At 69.5% G+C, this 19,681-nt stretch carries 23 protein-coding genes; 16 read left to right on the forward strand and 7 right to left on the reverse strand.

The window, feature by feature from the left end:
• From ACIA8G_RS24945 to ACIA8G_RS24970, 6 genes are all read left to right on the forward strand, one after another.
• Window positions 1-210 (forward strand): hypothetical protein (locus ACIA8G_RS24945; protein ID WP_396421060.1); only part of this gene is annotated, 210 nt, incomplete at its 5' end.
• A 67-nt stretch (window positions 211-277) separates the two neighbouring features.
• Window positions 278-1,741: a hypothetical protein gene (locus tag ACIA8G_RS24950; protein ID WP_396421061.1), complete on the forward strand. Its 1,464-nt coding sequence runs from the start codon at window positions 278-280 to the stop codon at window positions 1,739-1,741.
• Entirely contained in the window at window positions 1,741-2,160 is a 420-nt protein-coding gene (locus ACIA8G_RS24955) for a hypothetical protein (protein ID WP_396421062.1), read from the forward strand. Before ACIA8G_RS24950 ends, ACIA8G_RS24955 begins: the two co-directional genes overlap by 1 nt.
• Window positions 2,157-3,140: a hypothetical protein gene (locus ACIA8G_RS24960; protein ID WP_396421063.1), complete on the forward strand. Its 984-nt coding sequence runs from the start codon at window positions 2,157-2,159 to the stop codon at window positions 3,138-3,140. The genes ACIA8G_RS24955 and ACIA8G_RS24960 overlap by 4 nt, the downstream gene beginning before the upstream one ends.
• Complete coding sequence (locus ACIA8G_RS24965) at window positions 3,140-3,589, forward strand: hypothetical protein (protein WP_396421064.1); 450 nt, start codon at window positions 3,140-3,142, stop codon at window positions 3,587-3,589. Before ACIA8G_RS24960 ends, ACIA8G_RS24965 begins: the two co-directional genes overlap by 1 nt.
• Window positions 3,589-3,990: a hypothetical protein gene (locus ACIA8G_RS24970; protein WP_396421065.1), complete on the forward strand. Its 402-nt coding sequence runs from the start codon at window positions 3,589-3,591 to the stop codon at window positions 3,988-3,990. The genes ACIA8G_RS24965 and ACIA8G_RS24970 overlap by 1 nt, the downstream gene beginning before the upstream one ends.
• Before the next feature lie 13 nt (window positions 3,991-4,003).
• Here the strand turns inward: ACIA8G_RS24970 and ACIA8G_RS24975 are convergent, their stop codons facing one another.
• The 4 genes from ACIA8G_RS24975 to ACIA8G_RS24990 all read right to left on the reverse strand — a co-directional run bounded on the left by ACIA8G_RS24975 (window position 4,004) and on the right by ACIA8G_RS24990 (window position 8,028).
• On the reverse strand, window positions 4,004-4,876 hold the full coding sequence (locus ACIA8G_RS24975) for a 1,4-dihydroxy-2-naphthoate polyprenyltransferase (protein ID WP_396421066.1): 873 nt from the start codon (window positions 4,874-4,876) through the stop codon (window positions 4,004-4,006).
• A 47-nt stretch (window positions 4,877-4,923) separates the two neighbouring features.
• On the reverse strand, window positions 4,924-6,015 hold the full coding sequence (locus ACIA8G_RS24980) for a hypothetical protein (protein WP_396421067.1): 1,092 nt from the start codon (window positions 6,013-6,015) through the stop codon (window positions 4,924-4,926).
• A 76-nt stretch (window positions 6,016-6,091) separates the two neighbouring features.
• Entirely contained in the window at window positions 6,092-7,123 is a 1,032-nt protein-coding gene (menE, locus tag ACIA8G_RS24985) for an o-succinylbenzoate--CoA ligase (protein WP_396421068.1), read from the reverse strand.
• A 2-nt stretch (window positions 7,124-7,125) separates the two neighbouring features.
• Window positions 7,126-8,028, reverse strand: coding sequence for a 1,4-dihydroxy-2-naphthoyl-CoA synthase (locus ACIA8G_RS24990; RefSeq protein WP_396421069.1), 903 nt, complete (start codon window positions 8,026-8,028; stop codon window positions 7,126-7,128).
• A gap of 64 nt (window positions 8,029-8,092) precedes the next feature.
• Between ACIA8G_RS24990 and menD the strand changes: the two genes are divergently transcribed.
• The 3 genes from menD (at window position 8,093) to ACIA8G_RS25005 (ending at window position 12,066) form a co-directional block, all read left to right on the forward strand.
• Window positions 8,093-9,667, forward strand: a complete 1,575-nt coding sequence (menD, locus tag ACIA8G_RS24995) for a 2-succinyl-5-enolpyruvyl-6-hydroxy-3-cyclohexene-1-carboxylic-acid synthase (protein ID WP_396421070.1) — start codon at window positions 8,093-8,095, stop codon at window positions 9,665-9,667.
• Between the two features lie 55 nt (window positions 9,668-9,722).
• Window positions 9,723-11,231 carry a M1 family metallopeptidase gene (locus ACIA8G_RS25000; protein ID WP_396421071.1) on the forward strand — a complete coding sequence of 503 codons (1,509 nt, stop codon included), beginning with the start codon at window positions 9,723-9,725 and terminating at the stop codon, window positions 11,229-11,231.
• A 298-nt stretch (window positions 11,232-11,529) separates the two neighbouring features.
• Window positions 11,530-12,066: a GrpB family protein gene (locus tag ACIA8G_RS25005; protein ID WP_396421072.1), complete on the forward strand. Its 537-nt coding sequence runs from the start codon at window positions 11,530-11,532 to the stop codon at window positions 12,064-12,066.
• 3 nt (window positions 12,067-12,069) lie between these two features.
• On the opposite strand, the gene ACIA8G_RS25010 is transcribed toward ACIA8G_RS25005, so the two are convergent.
• The gene (locus ACIA8G_RS25010) at window positions 12,070-13,302 is read right to left on the reverse strand and encodes an isochorismate synthase MenF (RefSeq protein WP_396421073.1); all 1,233 of its coding nucleotides are present in this window, start codon (window positions 13,300-13,302) and stop codon (window positions 12,070-12,072) included.
• Between the two features lie 78 nt (window positions 13,303-13,380).
• Between ACIA8G_RS25010 and ACIA8G_RS25015 the strand changes: the two genes are divergently transcribed.
• From ACIA8G_RS25015 to ACIA8G_RS25045, 7 genes are read left to right on the forward strand one after another with little or no spacing between them, the layout of a single operon-like run.
• Window positions 13,381-13,812 carry a DUF3592 domain-containing protein gene (locus tag ACIA8G_RS25015; protein ID WP_396421074.1) on the forward strand — a complete coding sequence of 144 codons (432 nt, stop codon included), beginning with the start codon at window positions 13,381-13,383 and terminating at the stop codon, window positions 13,810-13,812.
• A gap of 10 nt (window positions 13,813-13,822) precedes the next feature.
• Window positions 13,823-14,761 carry a 1,2-phenylacetyl-CoA epoxidase subunit PaaA gene (paaA, locus tag ACIA8G_RS25020; protein WP_396421075.1) on the forward strand — a complete coding sequence of 313 codons (939 nt, stop codon included), beginning with the start codon at window positions 13,823-13,825 and terminating at the stop codon, window positions 14,759-14,761.
• Window positions 14,758-15,042 (forward strand): 1,2-phenylacetyl-CoA epoxidase subunit PaaB, encoded by a 285-nt coding sequence (gene paaB, locus ACIA8G_RS25025; RefSeq protein WP_089915556.1) that lies wholly within the window; start codon window positions 14,758-14,760, stop codon window positions 15,040-15,042. Before paaA ends, paaB begins: the two co-directional genes overlap by 4 nt.
• Window positions 15,039-15,923: a 1,2-phenylacetyl-CoA epoxidase subunit PaaC gene (gene paaC / locus ACIA8G_RS25030; RefSeq protein WP_396421076.1), complete on the forward strand. Its 885-nt coding sequence runs from the start codon at window positions 15,039-15,041 to the stop codon at window positions 15,921-15,923. The genes paaB and paaC overlap by 4 nt, the downstream gene beginning before the upstream one ends.
• Window positions 15,920-16,411, forward strand: coding sequence for a 1,2-phenylacetyl-CoA epoxidase subunit PaaD (gene paaD, locus ACIA8G_RS25035; protein WP_396421077.1), 492 nt, complete (start codon window positions 15,920-15,922; stop codon window positions 16,409-16,411). The genes paaC and paaD overlap by 4 nt, the downstream gene beginning before the upstream one ends.
• Entirely contained in the window at window positions 16,412-17,452 is a 1,041-nt protein-coding gene (paaE, locus tag ACIA8G_RS25040) for a 1,2-phenylacetyl-CoA epoxidase subunit PaaE (RefSeq protein ID WP_396421078.1), read from the forward strand.
• 43 nt (window positions 17,453-17,495) lie between these two features.
• Window positions 17,496-18,113: a hypothetical protein gene (locus tag ACIA8G_RS25045; RefSeq protein WP_396421079.1), complete on the forward strand. Its 618-nt coding sequence runs from the start codon at window positions 17,496-17,498 to the stop codon at window positions 18,111-18,113.
• On the opposite strand, the gene ACIA8G_RS25050 is transcribed toward ACIA8G_RS25045, so the two are convergent.
• Window positions 18,098-18,796 carry a class I SAM-dependent methyltransferase gene (locus tag ACIA8G_RS25050; protein WP_396421080.1) on the reverse strand — a complete coding sequence of 233 codons (699 nt, stop codon included), beginning with the start codon at window positions 18,794-18,796 and terminating at the stop codon, window positions 18,098-18,100. The two genes, ACIA8G_RS25045 and ACIA8G_RS25050, sit on opposite strands and share 16 nt — an antisense overlap.
• Window positions 18,793-19,626 carry an inositol monophosphatase family protein gene (locus tag ACIA8G_RS25055; RefSeq protein WP_396421081.1) on the reverse strand — a complete coding sequence of 278 codons (834 nt, stop codon included), beginning with the start codon at window positions 19,624-19,626 and terminating at the stop codon, window positions 18,793-18,795. Before ACIA8G_RS25055 ends, ACIA8G_RS25050 begins: the two co-directional genes overlap by 4 nt.
• Window positions 19,627-19,681: the final 55 nt, after the last annotated feature.

The raw sequence follows: 19,681 nt of genomic DNA on the forward strand, positions 1-19,681 counted from the left end.
TGGCGGCTTGCCGTCGCCTCCTGGGCACCCGAGCCCGAGTGCTGGTGGCGGCTTGCCGTCGCCTCCTGGGCACCCGAGCCCGAGTGCTGGTGGCGGCTTGCCGTCGCCTCCTGGGCACCCGAGCCCGAGTGCTGGTGGCGGCCTGCCGTCGCCCCCTGGGCACCCGAGCCCGAGTACCGGCGGTGGTTTGCCGTCGCCTCCCGGCCATGACAGCCCGAGTTCGGGTGGCGGTCTGCCGTCGCCTCCCGGGCACCCCAGCCCAAGTGCCGGTGGCGGCTTGCCGTCGCCTGCTGGGCACCCGAGCCCGAGCTCCGGCGGCGGCCTCCCGTCGCCTCCCGGACACCCCAGCACCGGCACGGACCACTCGACGCCCAGCGGCTCGGGCGGCGCGACCCCGCACGACGGCGGCACGCGTCCGCACGACACCACGCCCAACGGGTCGACGGACACCAAGCCGCACGACACGCCAGACGGCACCAAGCCGCACGACACGACTCCACACGAGTCCGGCACCAAGCCCCACGACGCAGCCGATAAGCCCCACGACACGGGCGACAAGCCGCACGACACCGACGGCAAGCCGCACGACACCGACGGCAAGCCGCACGACACCGACGGCAAGCCGCACGACGCGAGCGACAAGCCCCACGACACCGACGGCAAGCCCCACGACGCGGGCGACAAGCCGCACGACGCGGGCGACAAGCCGCACGACACCGACGGCAAGCCCGACGACGCAAAACCCCACGACACCGACCCGAGCGGCGCCGAGGACCCCAAGCCGGCCCACGACACCCAGCCCGACCCCACCCCAACCGACCACGACCTCAAGCCGCATACCGACGAGCCGGCCCCCACCGGCCAAGACGGCAACAACGGCGACGGCAACAACGGCGACGGCAACAACGGCGACGGCGCAAGCAGCAACCGCCCACCAGGCCCAGACCTCACCCCGCACTTCGACGCGGCCGCGATGGCAGCGCAGGGCGATGGCTACAAGCACCAGCTCGAGCAGATCCTCCCGAACGAGGCCGACCGCGAGCGCTACGTCGACCTGAGCAAGAAGCTCACCACCGAACTGAGCCCGACCGAGGCGCAGCACGTGGCCGACGTCCGCAACCAGATCACGGTCGGCACCGGCGACATCGTCACCAAGGCGCTGAACCAGGGCGCGCTCAGCACCTACCTGCCGGACACGCCCCACGCGGACGGCAGCAAGCAGGCGAACTGGCAGAACCAGATGGGCGGCTCGATCGCCAGGGGCCAGGACGTCGTCGACATCAACACCCCCGCAGGACTCCGTGACGGTCTGGCGCTGGACGACAAGGGCAAGGGGTGGACGCCCATCCCCGAGAACGCCCCGTCCGCCATGCAGTTGCGGTACGAGGTCACCGACCAGAACGCCGGTGCGCACAACGTGCCGTTCGGCGGTCCGAAGAAGGACGTCCCCGACTTCAACACGTTCGGCCCCCGCCAGGACAGCGAGTACCAGTCCCCGCAGGAGCAGGCGCACTACGAGGCTTCCCAGAAGCAGATGGCCGCGGCCGGCGGTGCTGCCAAGCCGTACGACGGGTACGACCCGTTCACCGGCACCGGCTCCACGATGGGCGGTCTGCCGGAGTGGCGCGTCGACGGCGGTACGCCTCTGCCTGACCGTGCGGAGATCTGGCAGGTCAACGCGGACGGCTCGGAGAGCCTGCACGCCGTGTACGACCGCAAGTTCGGCTGGACGAAGCTCTGATGACCAACTACTCGCAGGAGATGGCCGAGTACCGCGGCGAGGTGTACTTCGCGGGCGCCGAGGGGGACGGGTCCGTCTGGATCCGCAAGATCCCCGGGGTGACCTACCGAACCGACGAGGGCTTCGAGAGCTACGGTGGCAGGCACTTCAAAACGGTGCCCGTCACCGAGCTCGACGCCTGGTACTTCGAGAAGATGACGGCCACCTGGCGCGACCAGCCGTTCAACGTCATCGCCGTCGATGCCGGCTTGGCGGAGGCGGGGTACGCCGGAGGCGAGTACGTCTGGGCGGCGCAGAACGGCCTCCAAGGCGACCAGTACAACGGCTTCACGGCCACGCTCGACGTCGAGGAGCTGGGGAACGTGCAGGTCGACCGCACCGACTACCTGGCGCGGTGGAAGGAGAAGAACCCGGGATGAGCACCCCACAGGTCGTGCAGAAGGCGGCCGGTATCGGGCCGCAGACCATCCTGCAGAAGATCGTGCACCCCGCGATCGCGCAGCTCTACCTGGGCAACGTCGTCGTTCCCGGCAAGTTCGAGCCGCACCGCACGGGCGGGTTCGTCACGCGCGGCCAGGACTTCCCGCAGGGCACGGCAGAGCAGTTCGCGGAGGCGTTCGGCGTCGACAAGGTCGCGGAGTGGCCGGGAGGAACGCAGTACCTGCTGCGGTTCCTCGCCCACACCGCGGAGATCTTCGAGACCAGCTTCGGCGGCCCCACGCTCGAAGGCGCGCAGAAGATGGGCACGAGCCGCGTCTACCCGGTGCCGTTCACCGGCACCGGCTACACCCCGAGCGCGCAGCCGATCCCCGAGTACGTCATGGAGCTCACCGAGCTGCCGGCGGGCACCGAGCTGTGGCGGTTCGAGTCGAACGGCGACGCGCGCAGCGTCGGCAAGTACCTCAACCGCCAGACCGGCTGGATCCCCACCGGGGACGTCGGCTTCGGGCCGGGAAGGTTCTGGCAGGCCCCGGTTCCGCTGCGGCCGACCGTCCGGCGTGGACTGATCGGCAAGTTCCGCGGGCAGGACTTCGACCTCGACTTCGGCACCACCCCCGGCTCGGTGCTGCTGCACCCGCTGGCCGGTCACCGCGCGCCGGACGACTTCACCGCGAGCGAGGGCGCCAGGTTCCTCGAGGTGTCGGACGCCGCGGTCCAGGACCTCTCCCTACTGCGCAAGCTCTGCACCTGGAGGGGCGCCGAGTTCGAGATCCTCGGGATCATGGGCGAGAACGCGGTCCTGCACTTCCTCGGTGAGAACTACGAAACGGCCCAGCAGCTCGGTCTGTCCGAAGTAGACTTCCGGCAGTGGCGCACCCTCGCGTCGAGGGGCGAGCTCGGCGACGTCCGCGACGAGGTCAGGCCGATCCAGCGGGGATTGTTCGCGAGGGAGAACTGATGACCACGCCCAACGACAGCTGGAAGTCGCCGGAGTTGCGCGCGGCCGAGGCGCAGGTCGACGCGCGCTTCAAGGAGGCGCAGGACCTGGCGAACCGCCTCAAGGACACGCCGCTGCCGCCGATCCCGCCGGTCGACTTCAAGGCGATCGCCCAGCAGGTCGAGCGCGCGGCGCAGGAAAAGGACGCGCCCGAGCAGCTGAAAGCCTTGAAGCGCAAGGTGGACGCGGGTGAGTTCTCCTGGGAGGACGTCGTCTCGGGCAAGGCCGCCCAGGATCCGGACGTGCAGGCCATGCAGCAGGAGAACGTCAACAAGATGAAGCAGGCGTTCCAGATGCTCCAGGAGGGCATGACCGCCGAGGAGATCATGGAAGCGCAGAAGCCGCGCAGAGGCCGGGGTGACGACGGCGACGAGAACGACCCCGACATCTTCGCGGAGGACAAGTGGTGATGACGGCCTGGCGGACACCGGACATCCTCGCGGCCGAGGACTTCCTGACCAGCACCGTCGCCGAGGTGGACCGCGCTATGCGGTCCGCCCAGCAGGGTCTCAAGGGCAAGGAACCGTCCACTGAGGACATCCGCAGGGTGATGCAGTTCGCCAAGTCGAGCGAGGCGTCACCGGCGATGCGGCAGCTGGCCGACCGCATCGCCCGCGGCGCCGGGCTGAGCTGGCGTCAGGTCCTCACCGGCGAGGCGGGGCACGATCCGCTGGTGCGGCAGGCCCTCGAGGCCGACCGCGCCAGGCTGGACGAGCTGATCCAGGGTGAGGCGCCCCCTCCGCCGGCCCCGCGCAAGCCCGCGCGACGGGACGACGACGAGCCGCCTCAGTTCACCGAAGACGCCTGGTAGCGCGGCGAAAGCCTCAGTCAAGGACCAGGCCGGCGCTGACCAGCACGGCCCAGGCGAGCATCGCGATCCCGGTGAACTGCAGCACCGGGATCAGCTCACGCCCACCGCGCCCGGCGGCCACCCGGCGCACGGCGGGCAGCAACACCGGTGCCGCAAGGAATCCGAGCAACGCGTAGGGCACCCGCACGGTCATCCCGAGCGCGATCAGGAACGGCACGGCCACCAGCGCCAGGTACAGCCGGCGGGTGTCCTTGTCGCCCAGCACCACGGCCAGGGTCCGCTTGCCCGACACCGCGTCCGTCGGGATGTCCCGCAGGTTGTTCGCCACCAGCACGGCGGCCGAGATCGACCCCATCGCGATCGCGGCACCGATGCCGATACCGGTGATCTCGCCGCTCTGCACGTACAGCGTGCCCAGCACCGCGGCCGGTCCGAAGAAGAGGAACACCGCGATCTCGCCGAGGCCCGCGTAGCCGTACGGCCGCTTGCCGCCCGTGTAGAACCACGCTCCAGCAATGCAAACGGCGCCGAATGCGAGCAGGAACCAGTACCCGGACAGGGCCACGAGCACGATCCCGGCGAGCGCGCCGACACCCAGCGAGATGAACGCCGCCAGCCGCACCTTCGCCGGCTCCGCGGCGCCGGAACCGGTCAGCCGGAACGGCCCTACCCGGTTGTCGTCCGTGCCGCGGATGCCGTCGGAGTAGTCGTTGGCGTAGTTGACGCCGATCTGCAGCGCCACCGAAACGACCAGCGCCAGCACTGTGTAGAGCGCGTTGAACTCGTCGATGTGGTGCGCCGCCGCCGCGCCGACGAGCACCGGTGCGATCGAGTTCGGCAGCGTACGGGGGCGGGTCCCCTGGATCCACTGGACGACTGAGGCCATGCCTCCATCCTCCGCCATGGGTGCTGAGGACCCGCCAAAGGGGTGTATCAGCAGGCGGGCGCGCCGCTGACGCCCGCGACGTACGCCTTGGCCACGTGCTTGCCGGACGCGATGCGGTACCAGACGTTCGAGGTGCCCTGCGTGCCCGTCACCGACTCACCTGTGAGCTGGCAGGTCACCCTGACCTGCGCGTAGTTCGCGGCCAGACCCACCTGCGAGGTCGACGAGTTCGCGCCGCTGCGCACGTTCACCGTGCCGTTCGCCGCCGCGGTGCGCACCGTCCCGACAGGACCGGAGCCGGTCCACAGGTACGTCACGGTCACCCACGAGTTCGTGGTCAGCTTGAGGCCGTCCCAGAACGTGCCGTCGGCCAGGTCGATGCCCGCCGGGTTCGCGACCTCGCGGCCGTACTGGTCCTTGCCGCCGTTGTAGTTGTTCTCGTACGCCGCCTGCGCCTCGGGCTTGCCCTGCGGCAGGTCCTTCCACATCTCGCGGGTCGCGGACGGGTTCCAGTAGTCGTCCTTGGTGTTCCACGGGCCGACGTCCCACACCGGTGCCCACTCGCAACGGCCGTTCGACGCGCACACCTGCACGCTGTAGCTGCCGGAGTTGTTGGGCGCCAGGCCACGCCGCGACGGCAGCGCCACGAAGTGGTCGCGCGAACGGATCGTGTGGCCGTTCGCCGTCGTGCCACCGACAAGGCCTTCACGCGTGGCGTACACGCGGTACGAACGGCCCGCCGCAGCAACAGAAACGTCGTCCGCGGCAACAGCGGGCGCGTTGGACGCCGTCAGCTTCACGCGCGATGCCTTGCCACCGCTCAGAACCACCCGCGTCTGCACGGTCTGCGTGCTCACCGGCAACGTGGCCGGCGCCTCCAGCCACTCGGTCCACTGACCGTCCGGCCGCAGCCCGCGCACGTCCACGACACCATCGCCGGTCACCGCCGCCGTGACCGTGTTGGCCGGCTGAGCGAGTCTGTGCGACCCGAGCTCGATCAGGCCCGTCCGCGGGGAGCCACCCCACGTGACGGCGTGGCCGCTGACGTCCGCGGACCACTCGTTGCCCGCCGCCTGGGCAGGGGATGCCAGTCCGACCGTCAGAGCGGCTCCGGCGACCAGCGGTAACAGGTAGCGCATGAGAAACCCCCATCGCTAACGCGCGCGGCCTGGGTCCGCGTGCTTCGCGAGGAGAGTTGTGCTCGGCGGTAAAGGTTCACCTAAAAGAGTCAGCCACCGCTGCTCTGTCGACTTTGCCCGGCCCCCGCAACGGCAACTCGGACACGAACCGCACCAGCTTCGGCGCCGCCGCCCGGCCCACCTCGGAGACGACCGCGGCCTTCAGGTCCTCGACCGAGGGCGTCACACCGCGGGCAACGACGACCGCGGCGATCACCTGCCCCCACTCGTCGTCCGGCACACCGACGACACAGGCCTCCAGCACGCCCTCCACGGTCGCCAGAGCCCGTTCCACCAGCACCGGAGGCACCTTCTCGCCGCCCGTGACGATCACGTCGTCCGCGCGGCCGAGGACCTCCAGCCGCCCGCCGCGCAGCCGCCCGAGATCCCCGGTGCGGAACCACTCGCCGAACGGCTCCGCGCTGCCGCGATAGCCCAGCGCCAGCACCGGGCCGCTGATCTCGATCAGCTCGTCGGTGCGCAGCCGGACGTCCCGCAACGGCACGCCGTCGTAGACACACCCGCCGGCCGTCTCGCTCATGCCGTAGGTCGTGACGACCTGAACGCCCAGGTCACGGGCCTGCTGGAGGAGTTTCGGCGGGGTCGCGGCCCCGCCGATCAGCACGCCGTCGAACTGCCGCAGCGCCGAGAGCCCCGGACCCTCCCCGACCACGAGCCGGGAGAGTTGCGTCGGCACGAGCGCGGTGTAGTGGCGTCCCGGCTGGGCCAGCACCGGCTGCGCGGCCTGCGCGAAGCCCATCGCCCGGAAGCCCTTCGCCATGTCCAGCACGCCGGGGGTGGTGCCGGCGACCAGCGAGCGCACCAGCACCTGGACCCCGGCGATGTGGCTGGTCGGCAACGCCAGCAGCCACGTTCCCGGCCCACCCAGCCGCTCGTGGGTGGCCTCCGCGGACGTGGTCAGCGCGTCCGCGTCGAGCAGCACGGTCTTCGGCTCGCCCGTCGACCCGGAGGTGGGCACGCCGAGCACGGCCCGCTTCTCCCAGCCGTCGAGCGGGCCGTCGACCAGCGGTTCTCCGCCGCTGAGCGCCGAGCGCAGGTCGTCCAGCATGATCAGAAGTAGTACGGGTAGTTCGACCAGTCGGGGTCGCGCTTCTCCAGGAAGGCGTCCCTGCCCTCGACGGCCTCGTCGGTCATGTACGCGAGCCGGGTCGTCTCACCGGCGAAGATCTGCTGTCCCACCAGACCGTCATCGATCAGATTGAACGCGTACTTGAGCATCCGCTGGGCGGTGGGCGACTTCCCGTTGATCTCGCGGGCCCACTGCAGCGCCGTCGTCTCCAGCTCCGCGTGCGGCACGACCTCGTTGACCGCGCCCATCTTGAACATGTCCTCGGCGGAGTACGTGCGGCCGAGGAAGAAGATCTCGCGGGCGAACTTCTGCCCGACCTGCCGTGCCAGGTACGCCGATCCGTAGCCGCCGTCGAACGAGCCGACGTCCGCGTCGGTCTGCTTGAACTTCGCGTGCTCGGCGCTCGCGATGGTGAGATCGCACACGACGTGCAGGCTGTGGCCCCCACCGGCCGCCCAGCCGTTGACCACCGCGATGACGACCTTCGGCATGAACCTGATCAGCCGCTGGCACTCCAGGATGTGCAGCCGTCCCGCCCGCGCCGGGTCGACCGTGTCGGACGTCTCACCGGAGGCGTACTGGTAGCCGCTGCGCCCGCGAATGCGCTGGTCACCGCCGCTGCAGAAGGCCCAGCCGCCGTCTTTCGCACTCGGCCCGTTGCCGGTCAGCAGCACGCAGCCGACGTCGGACGACATGCGGGCGTGATCCAGTGCCCGGTACAGCTCGTCCACGGTGTGCGGCCGGAACGCGTTGCGCACCTCGGGCCGGTTGAACGCGATGCGGACCGTGCCCTGGTCGATCGCGCGGTGGTAGGTGATGTCGGTGAAGTCGAAGCCCTCCACGGACTTCCACAGCGACGGGTCGAAGAGCTCCTGGTCTGCCACGACCGGAGACTCTAGGCGCACCTGGCTGAGATGCTTCACAGAACGGTACTGGGACAATCGAGAGATGAACGGGTCAACCGCGCAGGCGAGGGTGATCGTCGACGAGCTGGTGCGCAACGGCGTCCAGCACGTCGTGCTGTGCCCTGGTTCGCGCAACGCCCCGCTGTCGTTCGCGCTGCACCAGGCCGAGCAAAAGGGCCTGCTCCGGGTGCACGTGCGGATCGACGAGCGCAGCGGCGGCTTCCTCGCGCTGGGGCTCGCCAAGACGGGCACGCCGGCCGTCGTGACCTGCACCAGCGGCACCGCCGTCGCGAACCTGCACCCCGCCGTGATCGAGGCGCAGCTGACGAACGTCCCGCTGATCGCGCTGACCGCCGACCGTCCTGTCGATCTGTACCGGACCGGCTCCAGCCAGACGATCAACCAGCACGACATCCTCGGCATCCCGACGCTGCACATGCCGGAGGCCGCCGACGAGCCGACGACGCGTTCGCTGATCTGCCGTGCCATCGCGGCGGACGGGCCGTCGCACGTCAACGTGCCGTTCCGCCCGCCGCTCACACCGGAGGACGACGCGTGGCCGTCGTCGGATCGCAGTGGCCCGTGGACCGCGACGGACCGGGCGTTCGCGGTCGAGACCAGGCCGTCCGCCCTGCCCGCCCGCACGCTGGTGCTGCTCGGCGACGACCGCCCCGAGCGGCTGCGTCAGGCCGCCTCGCTCGGCTGGCCGGTGATCGCCGAGCCGACCGCGCCGAACGGGCTGCGCCACGGCTCGTTGCTGCTCAACGCGGGCCTCCCCGAGCACCTGCGGCCGGACGCGGTGCTGGTCGTCGGCCGGGTGACGCTGGCGCGCGGGCAGCAGACGTTGCTGCGCGACACAGAGATCGTGCACGCCGTCGGTGACCAGGCGCTGTGGCCGGACGTGCAGTTCACCGCGACACAGGCGTCGACCTGGCTGCCGGAGCCCGCGGAGATCGACGCGGAGTGGGGCCACGCCTGGCAGACCGCGGTCAAGAGCGTAAGCGTGGCCGTCGACGAGCTGCTCGACGCCGAGCCCTGGCCGACCGGGCTGCACATCGCGCGTGACCTCACCCAGGCGCTGCCGACGGGAGCGATGCTGTTCGTCGGGTCCTCGAACCCGATCCGCGACGTCGACTTCGCGGGCGAGCGGCGGTCGGACATCACCGTGCACGCCAACCGGGGTGCGGCGGGCATCGACGGGAGCGTGTCCACGGCCATCGGTCTCGCCACGACCCATCAGGGCCCCGCATACGCGCTGATGGGCGACCTGACGTTCCTGCACGACAGCAACGGCCTGCTGGCCGACCACCACCCGGACCTGACCATCGTCGTGCTGAACGATGACGGTGGGGGGATCTTTTCGTTGCTGGAGCAAGGCGCGCCGGAGTACGGCGGGAGTTTCGAAAGGATATTCGGCACCCCGCACGGGACGGATCTGACCGCTTTGTGCGCGGGCTACCGAATTCCGCACTCCACAGTGGATGGCCAGGAGGAGTTCCGTAGCGCAATTGCGCAGCCCCAGGGCCTCCAAGTGGTGGAAGTGCAGGCAAAACGAGACGAGCTGCGCTCGTTGCACCAACGTCTCAAGTCGACGGTGTCAAACATTTTCAGCAGGTAGGAAACCTACGGAAGTCGGTGGCTCCCGCGTCAAAAGTGTGGATAGCGTCCCGCGCATGTCGATCAGATCCAAGACGACGACCGCGGTAGCGTCCGCGGCCGCGATGACGCTATTCGTGGGGACGGCGCTCGCGGCGTCTCCGGGCGCACCCGGCGTCGGTGACCCGTACTTCCCTGCGTACGGCAACGGCGGATACGACGTTTCCCACTACGACATCAGGCTCAACTACAACCCGACCGGCGACCAGCTGTCGGGCACGACGACGATCCTGGCGAAGGCCACCCAGGACCTGACGCAGTTCAACCTCGACTTCCTGCTCAAGGTGAAGTCGGTGCGGGTCAACAACGTGCCGGCCACGTACGTCTCCGACGGCGGCGAGCTGACCCTGACCCCGCGCGGCGGCGTCCGCAAGGGTCAGGACCTGACGATCGTCGTCACCTACGCCGACACGCCGTCGGCCGTGAAGGACGCCAAGGGTTTCACGGCGTGGACGAAGACTCCCGACGGTGCCCTCGCCATCGGTGAGCCGGAGATCGCCTCCTGGTGGTTCCCGTCCAACGACCACCCGACCGACAAGGCCACCTTCGACGTCAACGTCGCCGTCCCGAACGGCGTCGAGGCGATCTCGAACGGCACGTTCGTCGGCCAGACCCGCCAGATCAACGGCTGGACGCGCTGGAACTGGCGCAGCACCAAGCCGCAGGCGACCTACCTGACGTTCCTGACGATCGGCCAGTTCGAGCTCCGCCAGGGCACCGCGCCCAACGGCCAGCCGTACGTCAACGCCTACTCCGAGCGCCTCGGCGACAACGCAGATGCCGCCAAGGCGAGCATCGAGCGCACGCCCGAGATCAACGAGTTCCTCGCGGAGAGCTTCGGCCCGTACCCGTTCGAGGCGCAGGGCGGCGTCGTGACGCCGAACCTCGGCTATGCGCTCGAAAACCAGACGCGCCCGACCTACGACACCGCGTTCTTCCGCCGTGGCGCCAACACCTACGTCGTCGCGCACGAGCTGGGCCACCAGTGGTTCGGCGACTCGGTGTCCGTCCACCACTGGCGCGACATCTGGCTGAACGAGGGCTTCGCCTCCTACGCCGAGTTCCTGTGGTCCGAGTACATCGGTGAGGGCACGGCCCAGGAGAACGCCGACTTCACCTACGACCTGTACCCGGCGGAAGACCCGTTCTGGCAGGTCCTGCCCGGCGATCCCGGCTCCTCCAACGTCTTCCACGGCGCCGTCTACGACCGCGGCGCGCTGACCGTGCACGCCCTGCGCGTGGCCGTCGGTGACGACAAGTTCTTCGAGATCCTCAAGACGTGGCAGCAGGAGAAGCGCTACAAGGACGCCACCATCGAGGAGTTCATCGCACTGTCCGAGCGGGTGTCCGGCCAGCAGCTCGACCAGCTGTTCCAGACCTGGCTCTTCACCAAGGGCAAGCCGGCCGAGGCTCCTGGCCGTGCCGCTGCCGAGGTGGCCGCGAAGTCCCTCTCGGTGAAGGCCGAGCCGAAGTCGCGCGCCAAGATCCAGCTCACGCACGAGCTGCTGGGTGCGCACGAGCACTGAGTGTCAGACCGGCTGAGTACGTTGTGATGCAGGGGTTCCCAGCTCAAGGGGACCCCTGCGTTAGCGTTGGCCCGAGCCTGCCTGGTCGCCTGCTGGCGTCTGCAAGTACCGCCAACTCAAGGTCAACAGGCACTTTTCTACTACCAACAGACCTTCTCGGCTGTCCCCGGCGACCTGGGAGTCCGGCACGGCGCGCGGGTTGGGTGTAGTTGGCGGCGATTCGATCAAGAGTTGGTGGTACTTGCAGACGCCAACGGCACAAACGGCCATGCAGGACCCCTGCGTTAGCGTTGGCCCGATGAGCGAAGACGCCCCGGCCTGGGCACACGAGCGGGCAGAAGTCAGCCCGCACGACCCCCGCTGGGCCGCCAGAGCAAAGGCGGAGAGCGACCAACTGGCCGACCTCCTGGCCCCCTGGCTGACCGAAGAAATCGAGCACATCGGGTCGACGGCCGTGCCAGGCCTCGCAGCGAAGCCGATCGTCGACCTCATGGCCTCCGTGACCGACCTGGACACCGTGGTCGAGCAGGCCACAGAGCGCCTGGCCACCGAAGGCTGGTGCCTGGTACCGCCGAACCTGGATCTCCGCCCGTGGCGCCGCTTCTACGTGAAGCCGGACGCGGAAGGCCACCGCGAGGCACACCTGCACCTGATCCAGGCAGACCACCCGAGGTGGACCGAGCAGATCAGGTTCCGCGACGCACTCCGCAGCAACACCACCCTCGCGCAGGCATACGAAGACCTGAAGCGTCGACTGGCAACACAAAGCGGCCACGACCGTGAGGCGTACACAGAAGGCAAGGCCGAGTTCGTGGCCAGCGTCCTGGAGAGCTAAGAACTACAGCCCTTCGAGAGCCTCGCGCATAGGCCGCATCTTGGCGTGCGCCTCCTGCACCTCGATGTCCGGATCCGAATCCGCGACCAGCCCGCACCCCGCGAACAGCCGCGCGGTCGACCCGCTGATCTGCGCGCACCGCAACGCGATCCCGAGCTCGCCGTCCCCGTTGCCGTCGATCCACCCGACCGGCCCGGCGTAGCGCCCGCGGTCCATCCCCTCGAGCTGGGAGATCAACGTCGTCGCGTCCAGCCGCGGCGTCCCGCCGACCGCCGCCGTCGGATGCACGGCCTCGCCGAGGTGCAGCAACGACGCGGAGGACCCCAAAGTCCCGATCACGTCGGAAGACAGGTGCGACACGTTCGGCAGCCGCAGAACGGACGGCCCCTCGACTGACATCGTCGTGCAAAAGGGCCGAAGCGTCTCCGCGAGAGAAGTGATCGCGTACTCGTGCTCTTCGAGGTTCTTCTCCGACGACATCAACGCCGAAGCGAGTTCCTCGTCGCTGACCCCGTCGTGCGGCCAGGTCGTTCCCGCCAGCACCCGCGAGTCCACGACCGACCCGGTGCGGCGCAGCAGCAGTTCGGGCGTCGCCCCCACGAGCCCGTCGACGGCGTAGGCCCAGCACTCCGGATAGCGGCGGGCCAGCCCCTGCAGCACGAACCTCTGGTCCAGCCGCTTGTCCGTGACCGCCACCAGGTCGTGCGCCAGCACGACCTTGCCGAGCTCGCCGTCCCGCATGCGCGCCACGGCTTCCCGCACGGCCTCGCGGTACTGCGTCACCGGCAGCTGGCCGTTCGCGTACCGGACGGTCGACGGCCTGGTCAGCGGCGCGACGTCCGGTGCGGTGTCGGCGGCGCCGATCGTGGTGATCCACTGCTCGCCGTTGCGCCTGCCCACGACGACCTCGGGCACGATCAGCACCGAGTCGCCCGGCTCGTCCGCGAAGGCCATGCTGATGAACGCCACCGGCCCGCTGCCCGGCACGCCCAGCTCGTCGTCGACCTCCAGGTGCGCGACGAGTTCGCGCCACCACTTGTCGGCCTGGGCGAACCTGTCCGGTCCGCTGACCTCCAGTCGGGCGGCCTCGCCCCATCCGACCAGACCGGACCCATCTCGCACCCAGGCCAGCGCGTGCGCGGGGTCTGGCAGCAGTCCGAGCAGGTCACCGGCGGTGTCCCGCCTCGACCGGACGCGGATTCGCTGCCGTGCTCGCGATGTGGGTGCTGAGGTCACGGTCCGACTGTATGGACCTCAACCTGAAAGCGCGGCACCCGCCCGGCTCTAGACTTCTCAGTTGTGGTGGAGGACGCAGTGACCAAGCCGCCGCTCGGCGTACGCGTCCGCCGTGCGGTGAGTCGCACTTTGCTCGTTGTCGGTGGGGTCGTGACGCTCGTTTGCGTGCTCCTGCCCATCGCGTGCTGGCGGGATGACGTGGCCATCGAGCGGAACATGGGGCAGGCGGTCGCGCAGGTCGACTCCGTCGCCTTCAACCGGACCGTTGTGCGCTACGCCACACCGGACGGCCGCGTGATCATCCCGTCGCAGGGCGTGCTGTACCCGGCCGGCTTGAAGGTGGGGGACAACGTGCGGGTCGAGTACGACCAGACGAACCCCGAGCTGACTCGCGTGGCGGGCCGGACCGCGGTCCTCAGCCTGCTGCCCGTGGGCACCTTCCTGTTGGTCGTCTGGCTGGTCATCGGAGTCGTTGTGACAGTTCTACGCAGATTCGGCACTCAGGTGTAACATCGGTGGCATGGCGGATGACCTGGAGCTGCGTTTCGAGCGCACCGTGCAGGCCGAATCGCGCATCGAGCCGCGCGACTGGATGCCCGACGGCTACCGCAAGACCCTGATCAGGCAGATCGCCCAGCACGCGCATTCCGAGATCATCGGCATGCAGCCGGAGGGCAACTGGATCAGTCGCGCGCCCTCGCTGCGGCGCAAGGCGATCCTGCTGGCGAAGGTGCAGGACGAGGCCGGGCACGGCCTGTACCTGTACTCGGCGACCGAGACGCTCGGCGCCGACCGCGAGGACCTGACGATCAAGCTCATCGAGGGCCGTCAGAAGTACTCCTCGATCTTCAACTACCCGACGCTGACCTTCGCCGACGTCGGCGTGATCGGCTGGCTGGTCGACGGCGCCGCGATCTGCAACCAGGTGCCGCTCTGCCGCACGTCCTACGGGCCGTACGCGCGCGCCATGATCCGCATCTGCAAGGAAGAGTCGTTCCACCAGCGTCAGGGCTACGAGCTGCTCATGACGATGATGACCGGCACCCAGCAGCAGCGCGACATGGTGCAGGACTCGGTGAACCGCTGGTGGTGGCCGGCGCTGATGATGTTCGGTCCGCCGGACGCGGAGTCCTCGAACACCGAGCAGTCGATGGCGTGGCGCATCAAGCGCGACACGAACGACGAGCTGCGGCAGAAGTTCGTGAACATGAGCATGCCGCAGGCCGAGAAGCTCGGCGTGACGTTCCCGGACCCCGAGCTCAAGTGGAACGAAGAGCGCGGCCAGTACGACTTCGGCTCGCCGGACTGGAACGAGTTCTGGCAGGTCGTCAAGGGCGGCGGCGTCTGCAACGAGCAGCGCATCGCCCACCGCCGCAAGGCGCACGAGGACGGCTCGTGGGTCCGCGAGGCCGCTGCCGCGCATGCTCAGAAGCAGGTTACGAAGGAAGGTGCCGCGTGAGCACGTCTTGGCCGCTGTGGGAAGTGTTCGTGCGCGGCAAGCGCGGCCTGAACCACGTGCACGTCGGTTCGCTGCACGCGCCGGACGCGGAGATGGCGCTGCGCAACGCCCGTGACGTCTACACGCGTCGCAACGAGGGCGTGTCGATCTGGGTCGTGCCCGCCACCGAGATCACGGCCTCCTCGCCGGACGAGAAGGACCCGTTCTTCGCGCCGTCGGGCGACAAGGTCTACCGGCACCCGACGTTCTACGCGATTCCCGAGGACGTGCCGCACCTATGAGCTTCGACAACGCGTACGAATCGCTCCTCGGTCACGAGGACGCGCACTGGGCGTTCGGCACCGGATTCTCGGACGCTCTCGTCGGCGTGAACCGCGAGTTCCCCGCCGGCGTGGATCGCGAGGCGCTGGCCGCGTACTGCCTGATGCTCGGCGACGACGCGTTGATCTTCTCGCAGCGGCTGTCGGAGTGGTGCTCGCGCGCTCCGGAGCTCGAAGAGGACATCGCGCTCGCCAACATCGCCCTGGACCTGCTCGGCCAGGCCCGCATGCTGCTCACCCGCGCGGGTGAGGTGCTCGGCCGCGACGAGGACGCGCTGGCGTACCTGCGCGACGAACGCGAGTTCCGCAACGTGCACCTGGCCGAGATCGACTGCGGTCCCGGTCCTGGCGGCGACTTCGCCACGACCATCGCGCGCCTGCTGGTGTTCTCGTCGTGGCGGCTGGCGCTGTTCTCGCGCCTGCGCGGCTCGGCCGACCCGGTGCTGGCCGCCGTGGCCGCGAAGGGCCTGAAAGAGCTGGCCTACCACCGCGACCACGCCGCCCAGTGGACCGTCCGGCTGGGCGACGGCACCGACGAGTCGCACCGGCGCATGCAGGCCGGTCTCGAGCGCGTGTGGCCGTTCGTGGACGAGCTCTTCGCCACGCACGCCGTGGAAACCGCGCTGACCGGTGTCGCGGTCGACCCGGCCTCTCTTCGGTCCGAAGTGGACGGTGTGCTGGAGGCGGTGCTGTCCGCCGCGGGCCTCACCCGCCCCGCGGACACTCGCGCGGCGCGGGTCGCCGGCATGGCGGGCCGCGACGGCGTGCACACCGAGGCCATGGGCTTCCTGCTCGCCGAGATGCAGCACCTGCACCGCTCGCTGCCGGGAGCGGTCTGGTGACCACGGCACTCGAGGTCGCGTCGGCCGTGCGGGACCCGGAACTCCCGGTTCTCACGCTGGCGGACCTCGGCGTGCTCCGCGAGGTGTCCGAAACCGACGGCCGCGTCGTCGTGACGATCACCCCGACCTACTCGGGCTGCCCCGCGATCGACGAGATGGGCGCCGATCTGCGCCGTTCGTTGCTCTCCGCGGGGTACGCCGAGGTCGAGGTGCGCTTGTCGCTGTCACCGGCCTGGACCACGGACTGGATCAGCTCGGAAGGCCGCTCCAAGCTGGCGGCCGCGGGCATCGCGCCACCCTCGCGCATCGGCCCGTCCGTCGCCGGCCCGGTGCCGTTGAACCTGGTACCGCCGTCACGTCAGGTGGCGTGCCCGCAGTGCGGTTCTCTCAACACCTCGGAGATTTCGCGGTTCGGCTCGACGGCGTGCAAGGCACTGCGCCGCTGCCACGCCTGTTCCGAACCGTTCGAGCACGTCAAGGAGATCTAGTTGTCGCGCCGTGCTGCCTTCCACAAGCTGACGGTCGCCCGCGTCGACCGCCTCTGCGACGACGCCGTGGCCGTCACGTTCGACGTGCCCGCGGACCTGTCGGACGACTTCACCTTCGCCGCGGGCCAGTACCTGACCCTGCGCCAGGGCGAGGAACGCCGCTCGTACTCGATCTGCGCCCCGGCGGGCGCCGCCCCGCGCATCGGCGTGCGCCGCGTCGACGGCGGCCAGTTCTCCAGCTGGCTGGTGGACCGCGTCGCCCCCGGTGAGGTGATCGAGGTCCTGCCCCCGCTGGGCAAGTTCTCCCCGACCGGTGTGGGCACGCACCACGGCTTCGTGGTCGCCGGCTCCGGCATCACCCCGGCCCTGTCGATCGCCGCGACCGTGCTGGCCACCGGCGCCCGCGTGACGCTGCTCTACGGCAACCGCCGCACCGACACGGTGATGTTCGCCGACGAACTGGCCGACCTGAAGGACCGCTACCCGGCCACCTTGCAGCTGGTCCACGTCCTGTCCCGCGAACCGCGCGACGTGGAACTGTTCAGCGGCCGCCTGAACGCCGAGAAGCTGAGCGCGCTCTTCGACACCGTCGTCCCGTTCGACGGCATCGACGAGTGGTGGCTCTGCGGCCCGTACGAGATGGTCCAGGACGCCACCGCCGTGCTGCGCGACCGCGGCGTGCCGGCAGATCGCGTGCACCACGAACTCTTCTACGTCGACGAGCCCCCGCCCCCGCCGCGCCGGGTCGAGGCCGTGGTGGAGTCCGCCGCCTCGGTGACCGTGGTCCTGGACGGCAAGTCGACCACCCTGCCCCTGCCCGCGGACGAGCCGATCCTGGACGCCGCCCAGCGAGTCCGCGCCGATCTGCCGTTCGCGTGCAAGGGCGGTGTCTGCGGCACCTGCCGTGCGCTGGTCACTGAGGGCACGGTCGAGATGCGGCGGAACTACGCGCTTGATCCGCACGAGGTGGAGGCCGGGTTCGTGCTGACCTGCCAGGCGTTGCCGACCAGCGAGTGCGTGACGGTCGACTTCGACGCCTGAGTTCCCCTACGAACCAGCGCGGAACATGGCACGATCACTCACCATGGGGGTCGTAGTCCGTTCAGCGCTCTGGGGTGCCGCATCCGGCACCGTGCTCATCGGTGCCCTCGCGATCATCACCGAGTTTGCGGCGCCGAGCGAAACCCCGACCTCGCCCCTCGTGACCGTCATCGTGATCCTCATCATCACCGCGATGTTCGGCACGGCCCCCGGCGCCATGATCGGCACCGCCGTCGGCCTGATCCGCCGCGCCGTCCAGAAGCCCAAGCAGCCGAGGGTGTTCCACCCGCCGATCCCGCAGCAGCCCTACGACATGTGGTCCGAGCTGGTCGAACGCTGCGCGGAGTCCACGAGGCGGGTCGCGGCGGCGGTCCAGACCGTGCCGAGGTCGGCCGCCAAGGACTGGCTGGTCCGGATCAGCGAGCAGCTCACCCAGGAGCTCGACGACGTGCGCGGCATCGCGCAGCTGGGCAGGGCGCTCGGCGCGGTCGACCGGCAGCACCCGGTGTACCAGCGGCTGCTCACGGCGGCGCACGACTTCAAGGTGTTCGAGAACGAGGTCGGGCGGGTGGCGTTGCAGATGTTCGACCACCCGGAGCTGGACTCGGCGCGCGTCCACCTCGAGGTGCTCGAGAAGCAGCTGCCTCAGCTGTCCACCTGAGCGATCACCTGGAACAGCCGTGCGGTGTGCATGTACGGCTCACGGTCGGTCAGCGCGAGTTCCAGTTCCTCCAGCGCCTCGTACGCGCTGTGCTTCAGCGAGTCGTCGGCGATGTAGTCGCACACGCTGCGGATTCCGTAGTGGCCGAGCACCTCGCACCCGCGCAGTTCGGTGACGATCTCGTCGTACGTGAACAGCCGGATCTCCCGGTCGAACGTCGCCGTGCGTGCCACCGGAGAGTCCAGTGCGGCCACCGCACCGGCCAGGTCCAACGCGCGGATCGCGGTGACCAGCGGTGCGGAGTGGCGGTTGATCGCCATCACGGACACCAGGCCGCCGGGCCGCAGCGGTGCCACCACCGCGGGCAGGCACTCCGGCTCGTACTGCACGAGGTTGTGGCACAACACCACGTCGAACGACCCGAGGTCGGGCATCTCCCACACGGACGCCTCGACGCATTCCAGTCCGCGCGACCTGGCGATCTCCAGCATCGAGGGGGAGTTGTCCACGACCGTCACGTCGTGTCCCAACGAGGTCAGTGCGACAGCGTCGGACCCGTCACCGCCACCGACGTCCAAGATCCGCGCCCAAGGCGGCAGATGACGGCGCAGATTCGCCAGCGCCAACGCGTAGCGGAGCCGCCCCCACGGACTGTCCTGCCATTCCCGCCAAGCAGTTGTCACGCCTCAACACTAAGCGCGGACTGCCACCACCCCAGCACCTCATCGGCAGCATCCGGCGCAGCCACCAGCAACCCGTCCACCGGCAGCTGGGCCCCCTCGCCACGTCTGTCCAAAACCACCGCCCCAGACTCCACAGCCAGCGAAACGGCCCCAGCGACGTCCCACTCGTGATAGCCGTGCAGCACCGCAGCCGCCACATGTCCTAAAGCCACCTGCGCAACGGCCAGGCACTTAGAGCCCAGCACGCGCACGCCCGTGCCAGCGATCGCGGCGGTAGAGATGAACTCACCCATACCGGGCCACGGCCCGGAGCGCGTCATCTCGGTGCACACGACCAGCGAGTCGCCCTGGCGTTCGGTCAGCCGCACCGGCGCTCCGTTGGCACGCATGCCACGGCCGCGGGCGGCGGCGTAGATCTGGGAGCGGTACGGGTCGGCCACGACGCCGACGACGGGGCCCCAGCGGTCCACCAGAGCCAGGCTGTAGGCGCACCAGGGCATACCGGCCGTGTAGTTCGCGGTCCCGTCGACCGGGTCGACCACCCAGCGGAACTCGGAGTCGCCGGGGACGTCCACGTCGGAGTTCTCGCAGAACACCGGGATCGCGGGGAACTCGGCGGTGAGCACGCGGCGGGTGTGGCGTTCCAGGGTGCGGTCGGTGTCGGTCACCCAGTCGAACGGCGACTCGTCGGAGTCGGGACGCACGCCGCGGCCGGCGGTGGCCATGATGACGTCCGAGGCGTCGTTCGCCAGGCGACCTGCCACTTCCAGGGCGATGGACACCAGTCCCGGGTCTACCGGGTGCGCGGGACGGGACGACAAGACGGTCATGCTGGCCTAGTTTCACCGCGTCTGATGGCCGGGAACCGAAGCGAAGATGACGAAA

Source organism: Lentzea sp. NPDC051213, from assembly GCF_044455585.1.
Lineage (GTDB): Bacteria > Actinomycetota > Actinomycetes > Mycobacteriales > Pseudonocardiaceae > Lentzea.